13 protein-coding genes and 1 pseudogene are annotated in these 20,004 nt (G+C 58.5%); 8 read left to right on the forward strand and 6 right to left on the reverse strand.

Annotated features, from left to right (window positions below; translation table 11 throughout):
- The first annotated feature begins 1,246 nt into the window (after positions 1-1,246).
- The 4 genes from AABE10_RS33150 (at position 1,247) to AABE10_RS36515 (ending at position 8,436) form a co-directional block, all read left to right on the forward strand.
- On the forward strand, positions 1,247-3,223 hold the full coding sequence (locus tag AABE10_RS33150) for an AAA family ATPase (protein WP_342937329.1): 1,977 nt from the start codon (positions 1,247-1,249) through the stop codon (positions 3,221-3,223).
- 91 nt (positions 3,224-3,314) lie between these two features.
- Positions 3,315-3,590, forward strand: coding sequence for a hypothetical protein (locus tag AABE10_RS33155; RefSeq protein ID WP_342937330.1), 276 nt, complete (start codon positions 3,315-3,317; stop codon positions 3,588-3,590).
- Positions 3,591-4,197: 607 nt separating this feature from the next.
- Positions 4,198-5,106, forward strand: a complete 909-nt coding sequence (locus AABE10_RS33160) for a hypothetical protein (protein ID WP_342937331.1) — start codon at positions 4,198-4,200, stop codon at positions 5,104-5,106.
- A 3,183-nt stretch (positions 5,107-8,289) separates the two neighbouring features.
- Complete coding sequence (locus AABE10_RS36515; RefSeq protein ID WP_428983425.1) at positions 8,290-8,436, forward strand: alpha/beta fold hydrolase; 147 nt, start codon at positions 8,290-8,292, stop codon at positions 8,434-8,436.
- On the opposite strand, the pseudogene AABE10_RS33165 reads toward AABE10_RS36515, so the two are convergent.
- From AABE10_RS33165 to AABE10_RS33175, 3 genes and pseudogenes are all read right to left on the reverse strand, one after another.
- Positions 8,404-9,041, reverse strand: a pseudogene (locus AABE10_RS33165) (IS630 family transposase); the annotation flags it as partial. The gene AABE10_RS36515 and the pseudogene AABE10_RS33165 sit on opposite strands and share 33 nt — an antisense overlap.
- Before the next feature lie 241 nt (positions 9,042-9,282).
- Entirely contained in the window at positions 9,283-10,440 is a 1,158-nt protein-coding gene (locus AABE10_RS33170) for a hypothetical protein (RefSeq protein ID WP_342937332.1), read from the reverse strand.
- Positions 10,441-10,455: 15 nt separating this feature from the next.
- Complete coding sequence (locus tag AABE10_RS33175) at positions 10,456-11,523, reverse strand: helix-turn-helix domain-containing protein (protein ID WP_342937333.1); 1,068 nt, start codon at positions 11,521-11,523, stop codon at positions 10,456-10,458.
- 362 nt (positions 11,524-11,885) lie between these two features.
- On the opposite strand from AABE10_RS33175, the gene AABE10_RS36520 reads away from it, so the two are divergent.
- The 3 genes from AABE10_RS36520 to AABE10_RS33185 all read left to right on the forward strand — a co-directional run bounded on the left by AABE10_RS36520 (position 11,886) and on the right by AABE10_RS33185 (position 13,053).
- Entirely contained in the window at positions 11,886-12,221 is a 336-nt protein-coding gene (locus tag AABE10_RS36520) for a sensor histidine kinase (RefSeq protein WP_428983426.1), read from the forward strand.
- On the forward strand, positions 12,118-12,654 hold the full coding sequence (locus tag AABE10_RS33180; protein ID WP_342937365.1) for a response regulator: 537 nt from the start codon (positions 12,118-12,120) through the stop codon (positions 12,652-12,654). The genes AABE10_RS36520 and AABE10_RS33180 overlap by 104 nt, the downstream gene beginning before the upstream one ends.
- An 81-nt stretch (positions 12,655-12,735) precedes the next feature.
- Positions 12,736-13,053 (forward strand): response regulator, encoded by a 318-nt coding sequence (locus AABE10_RS33185; RefSeq protein WP_342937334.1) that lies wholly within the window; start codon positions 12,736-12,738, stop codon positions 13,051-13,053.
- Between the two features lie 201 nt (positions 13,054-13,254).
- Here the strand turns inward: AABE10_RS33185 and AABE10_RS33190 are convergent, their stop codons facing one another.
- Positions 13,255-13,557, reverse strand: a complete 303-nt coding sequence (locus tag AABE10_RS33190; RefSeq protein WP_342937335.1) for a hypothetical protein — start codon at positions 13,555-13,557, stop codon at positions 13,255-13,257.
- A 336-nt stretch (positions 13,558-13,893) separates the two neighbouring features.
- Entirely contained in the window at positions 13,894-17,496 is a 3,603-nt protein-coding gene (locus tag AABE10_RS33195; RefSeq protein ID WP_342937336.1) for an indolepyruvate ferredoxin oxidoreductase family protein, read from the reverse strand.
- Positions 17,497-17,598: 102 nt separating this feature from the next.
- Here AABE10_RS33195 and AABE10_RS33200 point away from each other — a divergent pair, with 102 nt between their 5' ends.
- Positions 17,599-18,504 (forward strand): LysR family transcriptional regulator, encoded by a 906-nt coding sequence (locus AABE10_RS33200; RefSeq protein ID WP_342937337.1) that lies wholly within the window; start codon positions 17,599-17,601, stop codon positions 18,502-18,504.
- A gap of 15 nt (positions 18,505-18,519) precedes the next feature.
- Here the strand turns inward: AABE10_RS33200 and AABE10_RS33205 are convergent, their stop codons facing one another.
- Positions 18,520-19,962, reverse strand: a complete 1,443-nt coding sequence (locus tag AABE10_RS33205; protein ID WP_342937338.1) for an MFS transporter — start codon at positions 19,960-19,962, stop codon at positions 18,520-18,522.
- Positions 19,963-20,004 lie beyond the last annotated feature (42 nt).

Consider the following 20,004-nt stretch of genomic DNA (forward strand, 5'->3'; position numbering starts at 1 on the left):
TTGCAATAAGTGCTGCATCCATGAACCGATCAAGATCCGAATCCCGGATCACGGCAGTACTCACGCCCAAAAAGGGTCCAAAAACTTTTAAACATCCGCGTGGCAGCGGTCGGTGTGCATTGATTAAACTTCGTTATCCTATGTAAAATAGTTCCAGCGAATTTGGAATGATGGAATGCGGAAAATGCTGCTACGAGCATTACCGCGACAGAGGGAATGTCCGGGGCGCAGATTAGGCGCAGCCGGTCAGCAATTGTCCGGGTGAAGGGCTAGATACTTCGAATGGAAATGGGCGTTGGGAGGCAACCCGTTCTGCGGCAAATGAAATCGCGATCAGCGGGTCGGTGACCGAGAACGAAGGGCTTTTTGGTCGAGACGACCAAATCTGAACATGGTCGAGTACGAGATAGACGGTACAGATCCGTGACGTAGCATCATGCGATCCGAATCTGCGGCGCCGCCAGATGTTGGAGCGCGGTGATTCTTTGTTGCGTGTTGTAGTCAGCCGCTCATATGGTCGTGGGGAAGAAGAGCGGATCGGAACATTCCCGCGAGGGGCTGATGAAGTAACCTGCGGGGGAGACTTACTACTTGAATCGGACCCCGGCGGCTAATGGAGGCGAAGAATCGGTGTGTATCGAAGTCAAGGCCAAGACCGAATAAGGTGTGACCCGGCCGACGTCACACATTCCTTTCCCCCGTGGACCACCCCAGATAGCCTTCACCGTGCCGCACATCCAAATCGGTCGACCACAGCGGCTTTCTTCCGATCCGTCCCTTGCTCCAATAGCGCCGGTAACGCCCAGGCTTCCAGTGCTCCCCGGGAGAACGCCCATCGCTCATCTACAGATGCTGGTGATATCTGCATTTCTGAGGCCTTTTCGTCGTAGCGGATCGCCGATCGAATGGAGCGCGTCTATGGATACACCGGCTTAACCTCGTGCCCGAGCTCTCAGCTGATAACGCGGATTGATACGCGTCACGTACATTGCGAAGACGCCGGAGCTTTTTGTATCTCGTCTTTGCGTCCCTTCGAGATCCGGCAAATCAACTTGCTCTTCGCAACGCTGCCAGATCGTCGCCAACGACCTCTTACGGATATTCCGGACTTGTCCACGTCCGTTTAACTCTACTGCTCGCGCCGACGGTGATTTGCGTCGGTGAGATATCGCTCGACAATCGACCTACGGATCCAAGCGCGGTATGCATAGCTCGGATTGGGATTCCTAACTATAGAGGGGATAACATGTTGGGACTCGTATTTGCTTTCGTTGAAACGATCTGCTTGGGATTGCCGGTTCTCTGGGGGGCGTTGCTGTTTGCTTCCATATCCGGGCCATACAATCTGGTGGGCGAGAACGGGTTCAGGTTTTTCGGATGGACGGTCGTCGCCGCAGGGGCAATCGTCTTCCTGAGCGCCGGGCGCCGGGGCTGGAGGTGGGCTGCTCTCGCCGTAGTGGGCATCGGGACGCTACGGCTGCTGCTAGCCGCAAATGTGTATGGTGTATGCGGCGTGTTCATCTGCTGCACGGGATTGCTGCTCCTTATATTCGAGCGAAAGCGACAGATGAAGCTCGCTGCTCACGAGCAGTTGCGTCCTGCTCAGACTAGCGTTCAGCAGTCGAGTGATTCTCCACAGGCTGTGCAATCTGAGTACGGTTATGAGCATCTGATACAGCGGGTGAGGTACAACTTTAGCGATATTGTCGGCATGACTGATATCAAGAAGCGCCTCATTCTTGCCGCGCGCGAAATCATCTCGTCTAGCGATCAGAAGACACACCTCCAATCACGGGACGATCCGCGCAATGGAATATTGTTATTCGGGGATCCGGGAAATGGAAAAACGATGTTTGCAGAAGCTTTAAGCGGAGAGCTAAGAATACCATTTATTAAGGTTGCCTATGGTGATGTGGCATCTCGCTGGGTAAACGAGACACCCGCCCGAATCAAGGCGGTGTTTGATACAGCGCGACGTATGTCACCGTGCCTGCTATTTATCGATGAATTCGATTCCCTGGTTAAAAGCAGGGGCTCTGAACGCACGCACTCGATGGATCATGATATGGCCAACGTAATGCTGACTGAAATCGTAGCATTGCGCGGCGCACCCGTAGTGCTCGTGGCAGCCACCAATTTCATCGACAGTGTCCTTGATCAGGCATCGATTCGCGATGGCCGATTTGACTACAGGATTGAGGTGCCATCGCCTGATCTTGAGGCGAGAAAGGCCCTTCTTCACAATAGCCTTTGCAGGGCGTTGGGGCAGGATTGCATTGACCCAGACACGCTGGCGAATCTTGCACAACGTTGGGAAGGTTTTAGTGCAAGCCGACTGGACGCACTTGGCAGGCAGCTCGGAGAGATGCGTGACAACGGGTTATTGTCCTCAGGCAATGTTACGTCCGAGGCCGCCATGGCAGCCATGCGCATACTGCAAGGCCGGAAGGGCAAACTGCCGGAAAACGTGAAGTCAACCGACGAGATCATCATGCCGGAGTTGTCACGAGACATATTACGCAACCTCGCATTCAGGATGAAGAATGCGGTTGATCTCGAAAAGATTGGCGGACGTATTCCAACCGGGCTGCTGTTTGCCGGGCCTCCCGGAACCGGGAAGACAGCCGCTGCGATGTCGCTTGCCAAAGAGAGCGGCTATGCATTCCTTTCGACCACCGGTGGTCAGATCATCGCCCGACCGGAAATCTGGGAATCGCTGGTGCGCGAGGCACGCGAGCTAAGGCCGACTGTTGTGTTGATTGACGAAGGCGAGGATATTCTTCGCACCCGGCGATACTCGAATGTCGCCTCGCTGACGAACAGGATTCTCGCGACAATAGACGGCGCGGCGGGCCGGACGCGGGACATCATATACATATGTACCACAAATCACTTAGACCAGATTGATCCAGCGGCCTTAAGGGGTGGGCGATTCGAGGAAACAATCATGTTCGACGTACCGAGCTCGCAGGACATGATTCAGTACGCCTGTGCGCATCTCAAGAAGCTGGCGGGGAGTACTTACGTGATCATGCCTGGAACGCGCTTGCGTCTACAACAGCTTCTCGCGGGCAGATCAATCGCGGACGCCGACGCGGTTTTGCAAAAAATCGTTGATATGGCCGCCGTGCGCGCCTTACGCGAACGTGTTAATGAGATTCGCGCCACGGACGTTGAGCTGGCAGCCGCTAGCGTATTCGCTGCTCAAGACTTTGTTCACTAGCGGGAGGTGTTGGGTCGACGCTCGTGAAAACCGCTTACGACGCAACACGGATCTTGAATCAACTTCCTGAAACCGTGCAAGGAGGACGTTAATGCCACCCCTGAATGAAGACGACGACTTCACAGTCATCATGCGCTTCCTGCGTGCCGTCGCGCTCGTCGTGCTTGCGCTCGCCACGCTCGCCATGACCGTGGCAATGTTCTGGCGAGACATGGGGATAGCTTCTTTCTTCGACGACTGGTTTGGGCAGTGGTCTGAAGGAAAGCTGACGACCGTCGCAGGTGTCATGGCGATCGTTTCGATTGTCGCCCTGAGGGTTACCCAGAAGTCCGAGGATCGATATCGGCAACGCTCGCGTATCCGGTGAGATCCGCCTGGCGCCGCTGGTCCGCGCGTGGAGAGCGCTCGGCGGGCCGATCAAATGCCTCCCGGCGGCGGAAGGCCCCGTCCCGATATGATTGGCACCGTCTGAGGTAATCTCCGCTCCTCAACATATGCATTGAGCACCACTGCGAACCGCGACGGCGCGCGCTCGAGCGTATGCGTTCCTTTCCTGCGCTGAATGTACCTGGGTGCCAGGCTAGCATTTACATATTAGAAGTATGGCCGATCGAAATGCAATCGGCACGTGCCGCGCGTTCGACATATTGCTTCCTGTTGTGTCCGCTTGTCGCCTCTTCTTTTTTAGCCGGCACCCTGTCAGGCCTCCCCGCGAAATAAGGATAGCTGGACTCCAGGCCTGCCCACTTGCGTAGCGGGCTCGCCTGACCATTTTCTGGCTGCCGGCCGTCAGTGTGTGTGGACTCTCGTTTCGGTTTCCGGGCTCCGTGCCTGGACAACATCGCCTGCGGTGGCGATGTGACGGACGTCATGCCTTTCGTGCCTCGACTTGCGTCGACGCATCTGTCCTCGACACTGTCGTTGCGGACGATTTTATCGTGATCCGCTTTGTAAGCTTAACTAAGGAGAATTTCGTGCGATCGAAAATATTAGCATTATTCAAACGTCTTTTACGTATTGATGTCATAGGTTCTCAAATGGCCGGAATTGCATTGTTTATCTACTGGTTGACGGGAGTCTGGACTGACGTCGCATCGGGACATATTTTTACGTCGACTGAACGGGGTGTCTCTCTGTGGACGGGTGTAGCGATAGCGCTCCTGTTCCGTTCTGCTTTTCGTCGGTGGGCAATGTTCCGCTGGTTCGGCCGGTCGACGTTAGTCTTTGCCGTGGCGCATACGTTTCTGCCATTTGACGGGTTTTCTGTCGTATCCATGCTCGCTCTGTCTACGGCAATCGCGTTGGAAGTTTTCATGTCTCGATCATGCTCGTCTACCTCCTACATTCGATCAAGGCTTGACCGAATGTACGGACGCGCTGGGGGCGATGATGCTTTGAACCGGCACGATGCGCTTCTGGTGCCCGCTGGATCGCGACGTTCGATCATAGATGCCGCCGCCGCTACAGAGCGGGGACTTCGGGATAGTTGCGTCCGTGAGACCGCGTTCGTGACAAGTGCGGATGATGCGGGAGCTCAGACCCGCGCAGGGAAACTTATATCGGTCAGCGCAATGAACAGCAGCGCACTTTCCGATGCGCGGGCGCGTGACACCCGACGCGCGGACCAGCCTCAGCTTGCGGTGCCGGACCCCGACGCTGTCGCATCTTATATACGCGTCGAGCTTCGCCTGATGGCAGGGGAGCTTCGTATATCGCGTTACGTGATGCATTATGCCGTGTTTGCAATGCGCGACGTGCCAGTTTCAGAAATCGGCGCGATATTGGAGCGGATCATTGATGAGGCGATGCGGCGCCGGTGCCGCGAAGGCGGCGGAGCCACAATCACAGCGGAAGATGTTCGTACGGCGCTTCGCGGCTACTGAAGGTGGCGAGACAGCACCGGGCGGCGGAAAGCATTTCGCTAGCGTAGGTCGGACGACCATTCAATGGCGCCATATCGTCATTAACGTTGCTGACCGTTCGCTTGCCGTCGCAGCCAGGAACTCGGGTCGGCCGGGATGGGGGCGTCCTGGTCGCTTGTGGTGCGATCCACATCTGGCCTGTGAGTGAACGCAGGACTCCTGGACTCCGAACTCCCGGTGCGTCCGGCGGGACCTAACCGGAGTAGTAGCGCACGGGAGATGCGGTTTGTGTCCGCAGATGTTCATCTGGCGTCCGGACAGCATTGCGGGCGATCGACGACGTCTATAGTCTATGCATATTCAGTTTTCTTGATGTCGCAAAGTAATCGGGAATGCGCGACCTTTCTCGTCGGCAAGGCCTGGCATTACGGTTATAAGGCAGTCAGCGCGAGCTGAACAGACATTTGCCATGCAAAGCACGGCAGTTATTCGGCTCGACGTTGACGCCCCGGACCGGTCGCTTCCGGAAAAGGCATACCGGTAGTAGCTGAAGATTGGCGGCGGCATGACCCCGGGCGCGAAGTTCGCGCGGCAGGTTGCTCAGGTAGCGGTGCACCAGATGCTGCAGGCCGCCTGGGGCTGGAGGGCTATAGCACGCAGTGCTTTCGGATTGATGTGGGTCTATCTGGCTGACGTGTCACCGATCGTCAGCGCACGGCCGGCACTGCGGGTTTCCAGGTTGATCGCCGAAAACCTGTAAAAAACTCGAAGAAAAGCGCGAATGCGTGCGCTGGCTGCACGCGTGTCCATACAGGGAAGTAGCGCCTGCTGCAAATTAATGACAGGCGCGCGCATAATGCACGAACACCGGTTCAGTTGAACTTGCTCGGAGAAGTTGATTAGTGCCTGTAGGGCATGTCACAAGTATGCCGGCTAGTACAATGAGCACGCGGAACAAACGCGCAGTAAATTCACCATTGATTGTCACGCGTATGTCGGCACTGCCGTTGAAGCCAGCCCGGTTTTTGCCTCAGAGGAGAACGGGTCCGACGGGAGTGATGTGACTCAAAGCTTTCTGCCCGTTAAGCGTGTTGCGCGATATCGCGTGTGCCTGCGTGCGCGGTGCGGCGGAACAGGTTCATCGATCCGGCTGCAACGGCGTTTGTGGTTTTGCGACTCTTGCTTGCCAGAGGCGACGATACTTCGCTGCGTGGCACGCGGGATCTGGTGACCTGACCGTACTAAACCAGCGATCGTTTGACGATGCGTGTGGAGCGTGGGCGTCCATGGTAGTGTTGATAAAGATCGAAATAGCGTGAGTCCGAGCCACCGGCGCATTTCTGGTGAAAACTCTTTTACTGGCCCCCCAATTTCCGGTCGATCAGCCGGTTACAGCGTTCAAACGCTCTGTCGTCGGGGCGAGTGTTTGTCGGCCGACGCGCTCTCGCCCTCGTGGTTCTATGCGGCCCATAAAAAAAGCGACTGCATTGGTACATGACGGGAGACTGTTGCGAGAGGACCGGACGCGCGCGCGACGTACCTTGGGCGAAGTTCCGTGAACTCGACCGATGGCGACGGTTTCAGTTCGCCTTCTTGTTCTTCGATAGCCGAACTCGTTGGTCAACCACGGCGACAATGCTGGTTCTTCCAGCGCGATGTTCTTGTCACAGGAGGCAAGCTCGCACACAGTTGAATACTCTTGGCGCTCTTCTTGCCGCGGTCGCGGCCAACGAGATGACTTCCGCTGGGCTGCCGGAGCGTTTCATCGTGGATATCCGCATCAACCCTTCACCATGTGCTTCCCGGTTCGCCCCGACGTTGTGCAGAGCAGATTGCGTAAGCGGACGTGTTGTTGGGCGACTTCCGATTGCCGCACCCGTCTGCTTGCGTCTGCCAGATCACGTGCGAACCTGCGATCGCAAGGAAGGAACCGCAGCGGCAGGGATGTGAATTGCGCTGCCTGCGCATCGCGAATCTTTCGTCAACAACAGGCGGCGAAGAGCGCGTCACCTCCGATCGTCGTCACATGCAGAGGCATCCGAATGAAAGTACGATACTTCGTTTCATCGACTAACCACCAGAAAATCGCGAGCATCAGCGAAGGGAGCGCCACGGTCATATTTCCTGCGCGACTTCCCTTGGAAGTTCTCGAGCATTTCAGGCGACGCATACGCGACAGGGTCGCGCGCCCGCTCGCATGGAGACGGCGGGAAGCGCGAAGACTCTTGAAGGAACAAACGGCGCGACGACACGGGCGTGAGCGCATTGAACGACATGTGGCCGTGCGCGCATCTAGGCAGAGGCGCGATGGTGTGCGCCACCCGGGCCGCCACAACCTGGATGTCCGGCTTTGACATACGCGTAGGTCTGCTGGCGCGCACGCAGACATTCTGATGTAAGGTGCGTGGGCCAGCACGGGATGATTAGAGTTCTATGGATTCTGTGATATGGATTGCGCCGGTCAACGGGCCGTAGCGGCCTCACGATGATGGATATGAGGATGTCAAGTATGCGCTGCGGATTCAACCGGTCGATGCAACGGGTCGACTGCTGCCGGATACGACGCGCTTTGGCCGCGCCCACCTTGTCGGTTCAGCATCGGACCGGGTTCGGCCAGGTACGGTCGTTGGCGTGCACGCTTGCGCGGACATTTGAATGTCGGATCCGTTCAGATTAAGGACGTTCGCGACGCGCCGATCTAGCTCGTCGCGTCGCTGCCTGAAGATATCGTGCGTCCGGCTCCGAGCGGTCGTTCGCCCGCCGCGTATGAAAACGGGCGCTCAACATCCGATGCACAGATGGTGGACCGGAACGCGCACAGACAGACTCACGACTAGTTATCGAAGAAACGGCCGCATGTGAGCAGGAGAAGTTTGACAGGAGACGTCCATGGGAAGCTATTTGCGATCTGTTTGGTGATGGTATTTCTTGCAGTCTGTCAAGGTGCTCCGCATCGGCCAACTGAAGCGATGGAAGTCAAGAAAGTCAGAGTCAATGATACTGAAATGGCGTATGTCGAAAAAGGGCAGCGGAGAGACAATAATTTTTGTTCACGGGGCGTCGGGAGACTGGCGCACATGGGAAGGCCTGCGCCCCTTCATCGCAGAAAAATAACACTACGTAGCATTGAGCGGCCGCTATCATTATCCGAACGACTCGAGCGGTGATGGCAAAGACTATTCCGTGCTTCAGTACGCGGAGGATGTGGCGGCGTTCATCAGAGCGCTAAACGTTGGCAAGGTGCACCTTGTGGGAGGATCCTATGGCGGTCGCGTCGTTACCTATATGGCGCTGAAACACCCCGAACACCTACCGAGTCTAGTATTCTGTCCCAGAAATAACCTTGCATAAACGCCCGATGTTTTCGAGGATGGAATCGGCGGTGGCCGTCCACATGAACGGGCGTTTATGAAGGTTGTACTGATCGACGTAACTCTGGATGCCGGAGACCAACTGACGCACGCTCTCAAACGATCCGCGGCGAATTGCCCGTTGGGTGATCAGACAGAACCAGCGCTCGACCTGATTCAGCCAACTCGAGTACGTCGGCGTGAAGTGCACGTGATAGCGAGGTCTCCTGGCCAACCACGCTTTGACCTTCGGATGTTTGTGGGTCGCATAGTTGTCGACGATGAGATGCACATCAAGATTCGCGGCCACCGCACGGTCGATGTGGTTGAGGAAGGCGATGAATTCCTGATGCCGGTGACGGGTTTGCATTGAGTGATGGCCTCGCCGGTAGCGGCATTGAGCGCTGCGAACAGCGTCGTGGTGCCATGGCGAACGTAATCGTGCGTGACGCCCTGGATGTAACCGAGTCCCATCGGCAGCAGCGGTTGCGTGCGCTCCAGCGCCTGGCACTGACTTTTCTCATCGACCCACAGCACCAATGCGTTGGACGGGAGGCTCAGGTACAAGCCGACGATGTCGCGCACCTTCTCGACGAAGAACGGGTCGTAACCCCGCACTGCGCGGCAATCTCAGTACTCGAATAGCCATCAGCTGCCATGAGAACATTCTTCGCGCGACGTACCAGCGAATGCGGCAGTGAGCGGGAGCGGCTCATTGCAACCAGTTGCTCTCTTTCGCTGGTGGATACTTCCACAGTAATGCCGGGTCGTCCCATGGCCATTCCTCAAGTCAACTCGATCAGAGGACATCACCCGTTTCATAAAGTTTCTCCTGGGACAGAGAACACTAGACGTTAGGCGTGCCGCTTTGCGGATCAGCGGGAGTAGCCGGGTCCGGGTTCGCTGCCGGCGGCGCATAGTTAATGACATTCGGCAGCCTTGGATTGCTCGTGTTGGTACTGTCACGGATGCGAGACTGAATCGTCGTATTGTCAGTCACACCCCAGAAGTTATTCGAGAAGTCGAACGTATGAACCGTCGTAGCATTGTAGGTGCCGTGAGACTCGATCACGATGCGATTGACGTTGGGCGAGTTCTGCTTGAAGAGAAACGAGTTATTTTTCGCAATGCCTGCGGGCACCTGGCCGCCCGTCGGAAATGCATCGATCAGCACGAGCGGATCGACCATATTGATGAACAGGTTGTTCTGCACGACGACAGACGGGTCGAAAGCAAAGGCGGCGGAGTCCACGAACATGTTGTACTTCAAGGCCGAATTGCTAAAGCTCGGATATCCGTTCGTGCCCGCCTGGTAGGTGGTGACGCCCGCACGGACGATAGGTGTCACATTCAGACGATAGGCCTGACAGTAGGTCATCGAGAACGGTGCTGCGTTGCTGATCTGCACGAAAGCGTCTTGCAGCAACGTATGCTGGATGCTGACGGTTCCGCCGCCGGCTTGAGTGTCGAGGTTGCTAATAGTGACGCCGAGCAGTTGAGGCGGGTTGCTGCCGCCTACATTCATGACTCCCGCGACGTTGATGATGCCTTTCGTCGGAATCTGGCCAATGCAGTCCGACGTGCAAGGCACAGGCTTGAGCCCTTCCACGATGGTGTTATCCGCGACGGTGAGCGTTGCGCCTTTTGCAATCTGCAGGGTGCCGGCGATGATATACGGCGAACCGCTCGCGGACCACGTCGTATTCGAAGTGATGACTGTTCCGTCCGCAATGACGGTTGTGGGCAGCGCGTAGACATATGCTGTCACGACGTTGCCGTTCGCATCGGTGCAGACCTTTGTGACATCCGTTGTAAAAGGACCGTCGGAGCATACGTGGCTTGGCGCAGGCGTCGAAGCAGGCGTGGCCGACGCTGCGCCCGTGCCGCTGTTTCCGCTTCCTCCACCGCCGCCACATGCGGCGAGCGCAACAGCGGACAATACCACCAGATTTGCTTTCATTTTTGTTCTCCCTGTGATTGTTTGAATTGCGAAGTAGAAAGACAAAGACGGTGCCACTACTCAAAAAGAGGCCGGGAAAATTTCTTCCGGGTGACGCCCGGGAGACGGATAAGCTGGCGGCGTTGCGGAAGGCGCTGCAAGGCTCCGACAATCGGGCGGGGCGCCGCGGTTGCAGCGTTCGTCGTCCGCACGGCCTTCGGTCCTTTCGCACGCAGCCGCACGGTATTCGGTCGTCGTAATGCCCTTCAAGCGCCGCAGGAGCTTCCCGAGCCGGTCCCCGCTGCCTAGTCCCACGCGACGCGCGATCTTGTCGGCGGGCAGCGATGTGGTCGCGAGCATCTCGCACGCAAGTTCTAATCGTGTCCGTTGCAAATATTCGGACGGGGACGTTCCCAGGTAAGCGCGAAAATGGCGCAACAGGCTGCGCTCGCTCATTGCGCAGGCATCGGCCGCGTCAACGACGGTCAGCGGACGATGGCAGTTCTCCCTGATCCATCGTGCCGCAAGGCGGACTCTGTCGACGGGGTCTCCGGACGCATCTGTAGTCACCACGATTTCCTTGTCGCCGAGCGCATATCGAATCGCTTCCTGCGCTAGCGCTTCACCCAGGTCAAAACGGATGACGTCGAAGGCGGCGTGGATCGTGGACGACAAGCGATCATCTGACGTAGCCAGGATTGCGCGTTCCAATTTCCCTGGCGACAGCGCGGGCTCCGATCGAGGATCGCTGATAACGCACGCGGGTAGAAAGCGAATGATCGTGCCATTGCTTCGCATCGCCTGGAGCCACGAGGATTGAACGACGTTCTGGCATGCGCTGTCTGCGTTCGGTCCCCGAGCGACGAAGATACGATCGATCCGTCGATCCATGAATTCGGCGAGCGCTTTTGTCGAAACGGACAACGACCGGCTGCAATGAACGTATCCGCCTTTAGCCGACAGAGACAGTGTCTCGTACAAGACACCTGATGAGATGTTCTGGCGCGACAGTTCGTTTGCTCGCTCAAAGGCTTCAGCGAGAATGCCTATGCCAAGAAGATCGCAGCCCTCCGACAGTACGACTGCGATCGTTCTTTTCAGTGCGAAGCTCCGTTCCCGCACCGGCCCGTTCTCTCTGACTGCAATCATGATCGTCCCCGCAAAGAATTCCGTTGCACCACTACATGGCGATGTGTTGAGTGGATAATGCAGGGGAACAAAACGTACGATATGTTAGATATCCAACGAAACTCGGAGATTGGTTAATAACTACATCGGATACCTAACCAAATGGAAGTATTTGCCTGTTATCAATTAGATTGACTAATAGAAACATCGTATTCGGGCACTCGGAATGCGTTTCGATTTCGATAGCCTGACAATGTGCTTGCGCGTTCACTGTCGAGCGAACGCCCATCGCAGTTAACGACTGCTTCAGTGCCGCGCTGCAGGAAGTCCGGCCTATCGCTGACGGGAAAGGCGTGTTCGTCGCGGATCTTGTGGCGGACGAGGTGCATGTCCTCGGCGACGGACCGCGGCTGCAGCAGGTGTTCAGGAATCTGCTTAACAACGCCCTGAAACATACGGAGCGGGGCGGGAAGGTGCTGCGTTCGCTCGTCGTGACGGGGAACACCGTGCGGATCTGCATCGCGGATACAGCGCGGGTATTCCAGAGGAGCGGCTGGACGAAATCTTTGAACCCTGGTTCAAATCGAAAGCGCGATCAACCTGGAACGTGCAGGTCTGGGCCTGGGGCTCTCCATCGCCCGGAGCATCGTGGGGATGCACGAAGGAGAGATTACTGCACAGAGCAGCGACCTGGGACAGGGTTCAACCTTCACGGTTGAGCTACCGACCGTGGACCACCGTTCGCCGGTTGCCCCGGCACACCAGCAGGCGGATGCCACGTCGATCATTCACGGTCGGTCCGTCCTGCTCGCCGAAGACCACGCCGACACATTGGAGGCCCTTGCATTGACGCTCAGGCTTGAGAATGTGCATGTGCAAACAGCCAGGTCGGCGGACGAAGGCCGCGAGGCGCTCGAGCGCCACCTGCCCGACGTGATCGTGTCAGATCTCACGATGCCCGGCGAACATGGCTGTGACTTCACGAAAGCCGTGCGGGAGCAAGGCATCAACGTCCCGGCCGTGGCGCTGACGGGGTACATGAGAAAGGAGGATGAGCAGATGGCGCGGGACGCCGCCTTTGAGGACTATCTCGGCAAGCCAGTTGATCCGGCGAAACTGATGAACGTCATCGGGAAACTGATCCGTCAGTGAGATCTGATGCGCGTCACATTTGAGCGGCGCGCAGCTTGCTGCTCAATTCCCCGATATAGGCCTGCGAAAGAGTTGCAAAAAATGGACCGTATTCTTCTTGTAGAGGACGATGAGCCAACGCGGTCCGCGCTGCGATGGTTGCTTGAGGCGGAAGGTTACCACGTGATCTGCGCCGCCAACGGCGCTGAAGCGCGAGCGCACCTTGCTGTGGCGACGGTCGACCTCGTTCTTTGTGACTGGTCGATGCCTGAGCTGGACGGCGTCCAGCTTAGCCAGACATTGCGTTCTCGCCCAGCATGTCGATTGCTACCCATCGTCCTGATGTCGTCGAATGCTGCTCCAGAACAGGATCGATCATGGGATGCTTTTTTACGAAAGCCGTTCGTTTTTGACACCTGACCCGAACAATTCGGTCTCTCCTTCGCTCCCGGGAATCAATCGTCACTGCGGAGAACGACCTGCCCGGTGCTGAGCCGCGTGCGAATCACCGTTGGGCGTTTGACAGCCGCCATTGAGTTTTCGATGGGTGTCGGCTGCTTCGGGGTCGCGTGCAACCGATCGCAGTCAGGCAGATGTCACCCAAGTGCGGTCTGTCGGCATTTATGCTCCGAAGTAGTCGAGTTGGGACGTCACGCGCTGGAGATCTGCGACCGAGAGCGTTATGTGCTCGCCTGTTGCAGGTGCCGCTCCATATTGATGCACGGCTCGTAGAATTCGGCGTTTGTTCAACTCGAACGCGAGTCGCACCTGCTGTAAAGTCTCATTGCGAGCGCCAAGCTCTTCGCAAACGACTTCAAATGGCAGCGCGAAGGCGACGTATCCCCAGCCGAACCCATAGGCGGAAAACAACGCCGAGTCGGCGCAAAGAATGGGGGCGGTAACGACAGTACGTGGCTGATCCATCGCAGTCACCTTTGTCAGCGATAGGGTGAAACCAAAGTGTTGCAACGCGACCTTACAATATACGGGTTCTGTCGACACAACGTTACCATTCCATCGAGATTTGTCTTGTGGCGGAAGTGTGATTTTGGGGATCGGGACTGACTCGAACGGGTCGTGTCCTGCGGATCTCCAACAGGCAGGACCCGGCCAGTTTCTGTCATTCGCAAGCTCTTCATCGACGACCGCTTGGCGCGGTGAAGCGGTCAGTCCGAATTTATCGATGAGCTGGGGTGTATTCGGGCCGTCGTTCTCTTGCGTCCTTGCGCCCTTGCGCCCTTGTGTCGAGACAGGTGCCTGTCATGCGCATGCGGTTGATTGTTCTGGCATCAGGTATTGCCGGAGCAAGCGCTCCTTCCTGTTCGCTGCTGCCTGGACATTGCGCTCCTTGACTTGACCGAACCCGCGTATGTCGTCGGGCAGGTTGGCCAGTTGCAGTGCCACAGGAAGACGTTTGGCATTGAGCGTCGCGCAGAACTCATCGGCGAGCGCGATGTATTCGACGATCAACTGGCGTTCACCGCGCCGCTCAGCGGTCCTTCCAAACACATCCAGCGCGGTGCCGCGAAGTCCCTTCATCCGTGCGAGCACACGAAAGACGGGTAGTATCCACGGGCCGAAGCGCTTCTTCTGCAAATGCCCATACTCGTCGCGCTTCGCGAGCAAAGGCGGCGCAAGGTAGAAGCTCAACTTGTAGTCGCGTCCCGGTACACCTTCGAACTGCTGACGCAGTTTCTTCATATAAGCGGGATCGGCGTAAAGACGGGCGACTTCGTACTCATCCTTGTAAGCCATGAGCTTCGCAAGGTTCACAGCAACGGCTCGTGTAAGCGGTAGATTCGAGTGACCGGCGATCTCCGTTTCCTTTGCCCGAATCCCGTCGATTACCCGGCGATAGCTTCGAGCGTACGCTGCGTTCTGGTAGGCCGTCAGCAACGTTTCTCGCGCTGCGATCAGCGTGTCGAGCGATTCGGGCATCTGCACGACGATTCGCTGAGGCGCGACAGCCGGCTTGATCATCGCCTGAACGGCGGCATCGCCGTGATGCGCGACATAGCGTCCCCAGTTGAACGCCTGCCGGTTCTTCTCGACCGCAACCCCGTTGAGTTCGATCGCACGAACAAGACTCGCCAGTTCCAGCGGCAGCCAGCCTTTCTGCCACGCAAAGCCGAGCAGCAGCGGATTGCTGTAGATCGTGTCGCCGAGCAGCGTGAGCGCGAGTGCGTTCGCATCGATGAACGCGCAGCCGTCTCCCATGCTCTCGCGTAGTTCGGCTTCCGTCTGCGTTCCCGGAAAGGTCCACTTCGGGTTCTTGACGAAGTCTGCCGTCGGCGTCGCGCCGCTGTTGATCGCGGCGCATGTCACACCATGCTGCGTGCGAGACAGCACGTCGTTCGAAGCCGATACGATCGCGTCGCAACCGATCACGAGCCGCGCTTCTCCCGTTGCAATGCGTGTCGCGTGCAGCGCCTCGGGCGCGGACGCGACCTGTACGTGGCTGAGAACAGCGCCGCCTTTTTGCGCGAGGCCGGCCATATCGAGCACCGTGACGCCCTTGCGTTCGATATGCGCCGCCATGCCGATCAGTCCGCCAATCGTCACGACGCCCGTACCGCCGACGCCCGTCACGAGAATGCCATACGGCCGGGCAAGCGCGGGCAACGATGGCAGCGGCAGCGCATCGAAATCGGCCTTGCCGATGCCAACGTCGCCCGCGCGTGTGGCTTGCGGCTTGCGAAGCTGCGCGCCTTCAGCCGTCACGAAACTCGGACAAAAGCCCTTCACGCAAGAGAAGTCCTTGTTGCACGACGACTGGTTGATCTTGCGCTTGGTGCCCAGCGGCGTGTCGAGCGGCTCGACCGACAGGCAGTTGGACTGCACCGAGCAATCGCCGCAGCCTTCGCAAACCGCGTCGTTGATGAACGCACGGCGCGCGGGATCGGGATACGTACCGCGTTTGCGGCGGCGCCGCTTCTCGGTCGCGCAGGTCTGGTCGTAGATCAGAACCGTGGTGCCGGGCATGTCGCGCAATGTGCGCTGAACGGAGTCCAGCTGATCGCGGTGGTGAACGTCGACGCCGGCGGGCAGCACGATGCCCGAGTGATATTTCTCCGGCTGGTCGGTGACGATGACAATGCGCTTCGCGCCCTCGGCATGGACCTGATGCGCGATCTGCGGCACGCTCAGCACGCCGTCGACGGGCTGGCCGCCCGTCATCGCAACGGCATCGTTATAAAGAATCTTGTACGTGACGTTCGCATTCGCCGCAATGGCCGCGCGAATGGCAAGCAGCCCGGAATGGAAGTAAGTGCCGTCGCCAAGATTCACGAATACGTGCCTGTCGCCGGAGAAGTGCATTTGTCCAAGCCAGGCCACACCTTCGCCGCCCATCTGGCTGAACGTTTCCGTCTTGCGGTCCATCCACATCGACATGTAGTGGCAACCGATACCAGCAAGCGCGCGCGAACCTTCGGGCACGTTGGTCGACGTATTGTGCGGACAGCCCGAGCAGAACCACGGCTTGCGTTCGACAGCCACACGCGGCTTTGCCGCTTCGCGTTCTTTCGCTTCGATCATCGCAACGCGTGCGAGCATCCGCGCGCGCACGTCCTCGGGCAGATCCGCGCGTGCGAGGCGCCGCGCGATGGCCTTCGCGATCAGCGCGGGCGACAGCTCATAGTGCGCGGGCAAGAGCCAGTCGCCGCGCGGCACGGACCATTCGCCGCCTTCGTTGTCACGCTCGTCGAACTTGCCGTAGATCTTCGGGCGAACGTCCTCGCGCCAGTTGTACAGTTCTTCCTTCAGCGCGTATTCGAGAATCTGCCGTTTCTCCTCGACGACGAGTATCTCTTCGAGCCCCGTAGCGAATGCGCGGGCATCCTGCGCATCGAGCGGCCACACGCAACCCACTTTCAACAGACGCAAGCCGATCTGCGCACACGTGTCGTCATCGAGGCCAAGGTCGCTCAGCGCCTGGCGCACGTCGAGATACGCCTTGCCCGCCGTGATGATGCCGAAGCGCGGCTTCGGCGAGTCGATGACGACACGGTTCAGCTTGTTCGCGCGCACGTAGGCGAGGGCGGCATACCACTTCTCGTCCAGCAGCCGTGCTTCCTGTGCGAGCGGCGCATCGGGCCATCGGATGTTGAGACCGCCAGCAGGCATCGTGTAGTCGGTCGGCGTGACGATCTCGACGCGATCGGGATCGAGATCGATCGACGCGGTGGATTCGATCACATCCGTCACGCACTTCATCGCGACCCACAGGCCCGAGTAGCGGCTCATCGCCCATCCGTGCAGGCCGTAGTCCAGATATTCCTGCACGTTCGCCGGATAGAGCACGGGAATGCCCGCCGCGATGAACGCGTGCTCGGATTGATGCGCGACGGAAGACGATTTGGCCGCGTGGTCGTCGCCTGCCAGCACGAGCACGCCGCCGCGCGCGTCGCTGCCTGCGGAGTTCGCGTGCTTGAACACATCGCCCGTGCGGTCGACGCCGGGGCCCTTGCCATACCACATGCCGAACACGCCGTCGCGCGTCGCGCCCGGCCACAGATTGATCTGCTGCGTGCCCCATACGGACGTCGCGGCCAGATCCTCGTTGACGCCAGACTGAAAGACAATGTCGTGTGCCTGCAGATGCTTTTTCGCTTTCCACAGTGACTGATCGAGCGCGCCGAGCGGCGAGCCGCGATAGCCCGAAATGAAACCTGCCGTGTTCAATCCCGCTTTCAGGTCGCGAGCCTTTTGCAGCATCGGAAGACGCACGAGCGCCTGCGTGCCGCTTATGTACACGCGGCCTTTTTCAAGCGTGTACTTGTCGTCGAGCGTGACAGGCGGGGCGGGTGTTTCGACGGTCAGGTCGGATTGGTCGGACGTAGCGGCTAGATCGGGCGCATTCATGGGGGGCTGTCTCCGGCGGAATCGCGATTTTTCCGCCGAGTATAGAAAGCCGGATTGCTATCGTAAAATCACAAATAGACAATTCTGGTATTTGAAAATCAGATGGCGTTCGATCTCACACTGCGGCAATTGCGTTACTTCGTAGCGGCGGCGCAAACTGGCCAGTTCTCGATGGCGGCCGCCAACGAGCACGTGTCGCAATCGGCGATCACCAATGCTGTTCTCGCGCTGGAGAGCGGTCTTGGCACGCGGCTGTTCGAACGGCTGCCGCAGGGCGTCGCGCTCACACCCGACGGCCAGGACTTTTACAACCACGCGCGGCGCGTGCTGGACGCGGCGCGCGATGCGATCCACAAGCCGCCGTTCCGTTCACACGACATGCGCGGCACCGTGCGGATCGCTGCGTCGTATACCGTGCTGGGCTACTTTCTGCCGGAACTGCTCGCGCGTTTTCGCGCGACGTATCCGTTCATCGACTTCGATCTGCGTGACATGGAGCGAGCGGATATCGAAAGTGCGGTACTCGCTGGCGACATCGAGATCGGCGTGGTGCTGCTTTCGAATGTCGAGAACCTCAACCGCTTCGGCAAGCAGGTGTTGATCCGCTCGCGGCGGCAGTTATGGGTCGCGCCGACGCACCCGCTCGCGCAACTCGATGCACCGTCGCTGAAGGACATTGCGGCGCATCCGTACATCCTGATCACGGTCGACGAAGGCGAGCAATCGACGCTGCGCTACTGGAAGAAGAAACGCATCGAGCCGACTATCGCGTTTCGCACGAGCTCGATGGAAGCGCTGCGCGGACTGGTTGCACACGGCTTCGGCGTGACGGTCCTCTCGGATATGGTTTTCCGCCCGTGGTCGCTTGAAGGCAAGCGTATCGAAGCACGTCCGATTCTGGATGCCGTTCCGCAAATGGATGCGGGCATGATCTGGCTGAAGGGCGCGCGACTGAGTGGACCAGCAACCGCGCTACAGCAGTTTCTGATCCACGCGTGCGGCGGATGAATGGCGATGCGCCGCTCAGTGTGAAATGCTCTCGAGCGATTTGCCGAGTGTTCGCGGACCCATCAGGCCGATCGCGACAATGACGAGCGTCATCGCGCCCGCGATGAAAACGAACACCCCCGTCACGCCGAATTCCTTCAGCGTGAACGCGACAACAAACGAGCTGAACACGGCCGAGAGTCTGCTCCACGAATAGACGAAGCCCACTGCGCGTGCGCGGATCGCGGTCGGATAGAGTTCCTGCTGATACGTGTGATAGGTGAACGAGATGATGTTGCCAGCCAGCGTCAGCAGAACACCGAGCGTCACGATCGCAACCGCCGACGCGGCCTGGCTGAACAGCAGGCCACTGACGATATTCAGCGCAGCCATGCCGACGATCAAATGCTTGCGCTCGAAGCGGTCCGCGATCCAGTACCCGAGCAGCGGTCCAAGCGGCGCCGCGAGGCCGATGACCGTCGTGTACAGCAGGCTCGACGTAACCGTAATGCCTTGCTTGACGAGCAGTGTCGGCACCCAGTTCGCAAAACCATAAAAGCCGACCGTCTGGAAGATGTGGAAGACGATGAGCATCACCGTGCGCTTGCGATACGGCGGTTTCCACATATCGGCGAAACCTGCCTTGCGGGGCACGGGGTCGGACGGTCCCGGTTCGGGCAGCGGCTGTCCGCATTCGCTCGCGACTTTTGCTTCGAGACGTGAGAGCACTTCGTCGGCTTCGCGAATCCGGCCTTTGCTCGCCAGCCAGCGCGGACTTTCCGGCAGGTTGCGACGGAAGTACCAGATAAAGAGCGCGCTGATGCAGCCGAGCAACACGACCCATCGCCAGCCATCGACGCCGAACGGCGCGTTCGGTACAAGCAGCCAGGAAAGAAACGCGACGACAGGCACGGCCGAGAAGCCGAGTGTCTGACATATGGCGAAAGCCCTGCCACGCAGATGCTTTGGAGCAAGCTCGGACATGTAGGTGCCGATCGTCACAAGCTCGACGCCGATCCCCATGCCCGAAACGAAGCGCCAGAAATTCAGGCCGCTCGCGGTGTCCTGGAAGGCCATGACCGTGTTTGCCGCCACATACCACAGCAACGACCAGGTGAAGATGGCTCTTCTGCCGAAACGGTCGGCAAGAAAGCCGCATGCGACGGTGCCGAGAAACAGTCCGCAAAAGAGCGCGGCAATGAAGCTCGCGACGCCCGATGTGCCGAACAGGCCTGACGTAGTCGGCGTGAGAATACCGCTCTTGACGAGGCCCGGCGCGACGTAGCCGGTAAAGAGGAGGTCGTAGAGTTCGAAGAAGAACCCGAGGCTGAGCAGCACGATCAGCTTCCAGACGGCGCGTGTTGCGGGGAGCCTGTCCAGACGTGCGGAAATTGCGCCTGTGTCGAGGGCGGAAGCTGTTTCGGCTGGCGCGGGACGGTCTGCGGCGCGCAATTGTGGCGCGCCCTCCAGCATGGCCATGATTGTCTCCAGTATCGTAGTTGTATGTCTTGCAAGCGAACC

The organism is Paraburkholderia diazotrophica (assembly GCF_038900755.1).
Lineage (GTDB): Bacteria > Pseudomonadota > Gammaproteobacteria > Burkholderiales > Burkholderiaceae > Paraburkholderia > Paraburkholderia diazotrophica_A.

What these genes read in the sequence shown, in the direction of transcription:
- AABE10_RS33150 (WP_342937329.1), top strand. Translation starts at nt 1,247, where the DNA reads ATGTTGGGACTCGTATTTGCTTTCGTTGAAACGATCTGCTTGGGATTG.
- AABE10_RS33155 (WP_342937330.1), top strand. Translation starts at nt 3,315, where the DNA reads ATGCCACCCCTGAATGAAGACGACGACTTCACAGTCATCATGCGCTTC.
- AABE10_RS33175 (WP_342937333.1), bottom strand. Translation starts at nt 11,523, where the DNA reads ATGATTGCAGTCAGAGAGAACGGGCCGGTGCGGGAACGGAGCTTCGCA.
- AABE10_RS33185 (WP_342937334.1), top strand. Translation starts at nt 12,736, where the DNA reads ATGGACCGTATTCTTCTTGTAGAGGACGATGAGCCAACGCGGTCCGCG.
- AABE10_RS33190 (WP_342937335.1), bottom strand. Translation starts at nt 13,557, where the DNA reads ATGGATCAGCCACGTACTGTCGTTACCGCCCCCATTCTTTGCGCCGAC.
- AABE10_RS33195 (WP_342937336.1), bottom strand. Translation starts at nt 17,496, where the DNA reads ATGAATGCGCCCGATCTAGCCGCTACGTCCGACCAATCCGACCTGACC.
- AABE10_RS33200 (WP_342937337.1), top strand. Translation starts at nt 17,599, where the DNA reads ATGGCGTTCGATCTCACACTGCGGCAATTGCGTTACTTCGTAGCGGCG.
- AABE10_RS33205 (WP_342937338.1), bottom strand. Translation starts at nt 19,962, where the DNA reads ATGGCCATGCTGGAGGGCGCGCCACAATTGCGCGCCGCAGACCGTCCC.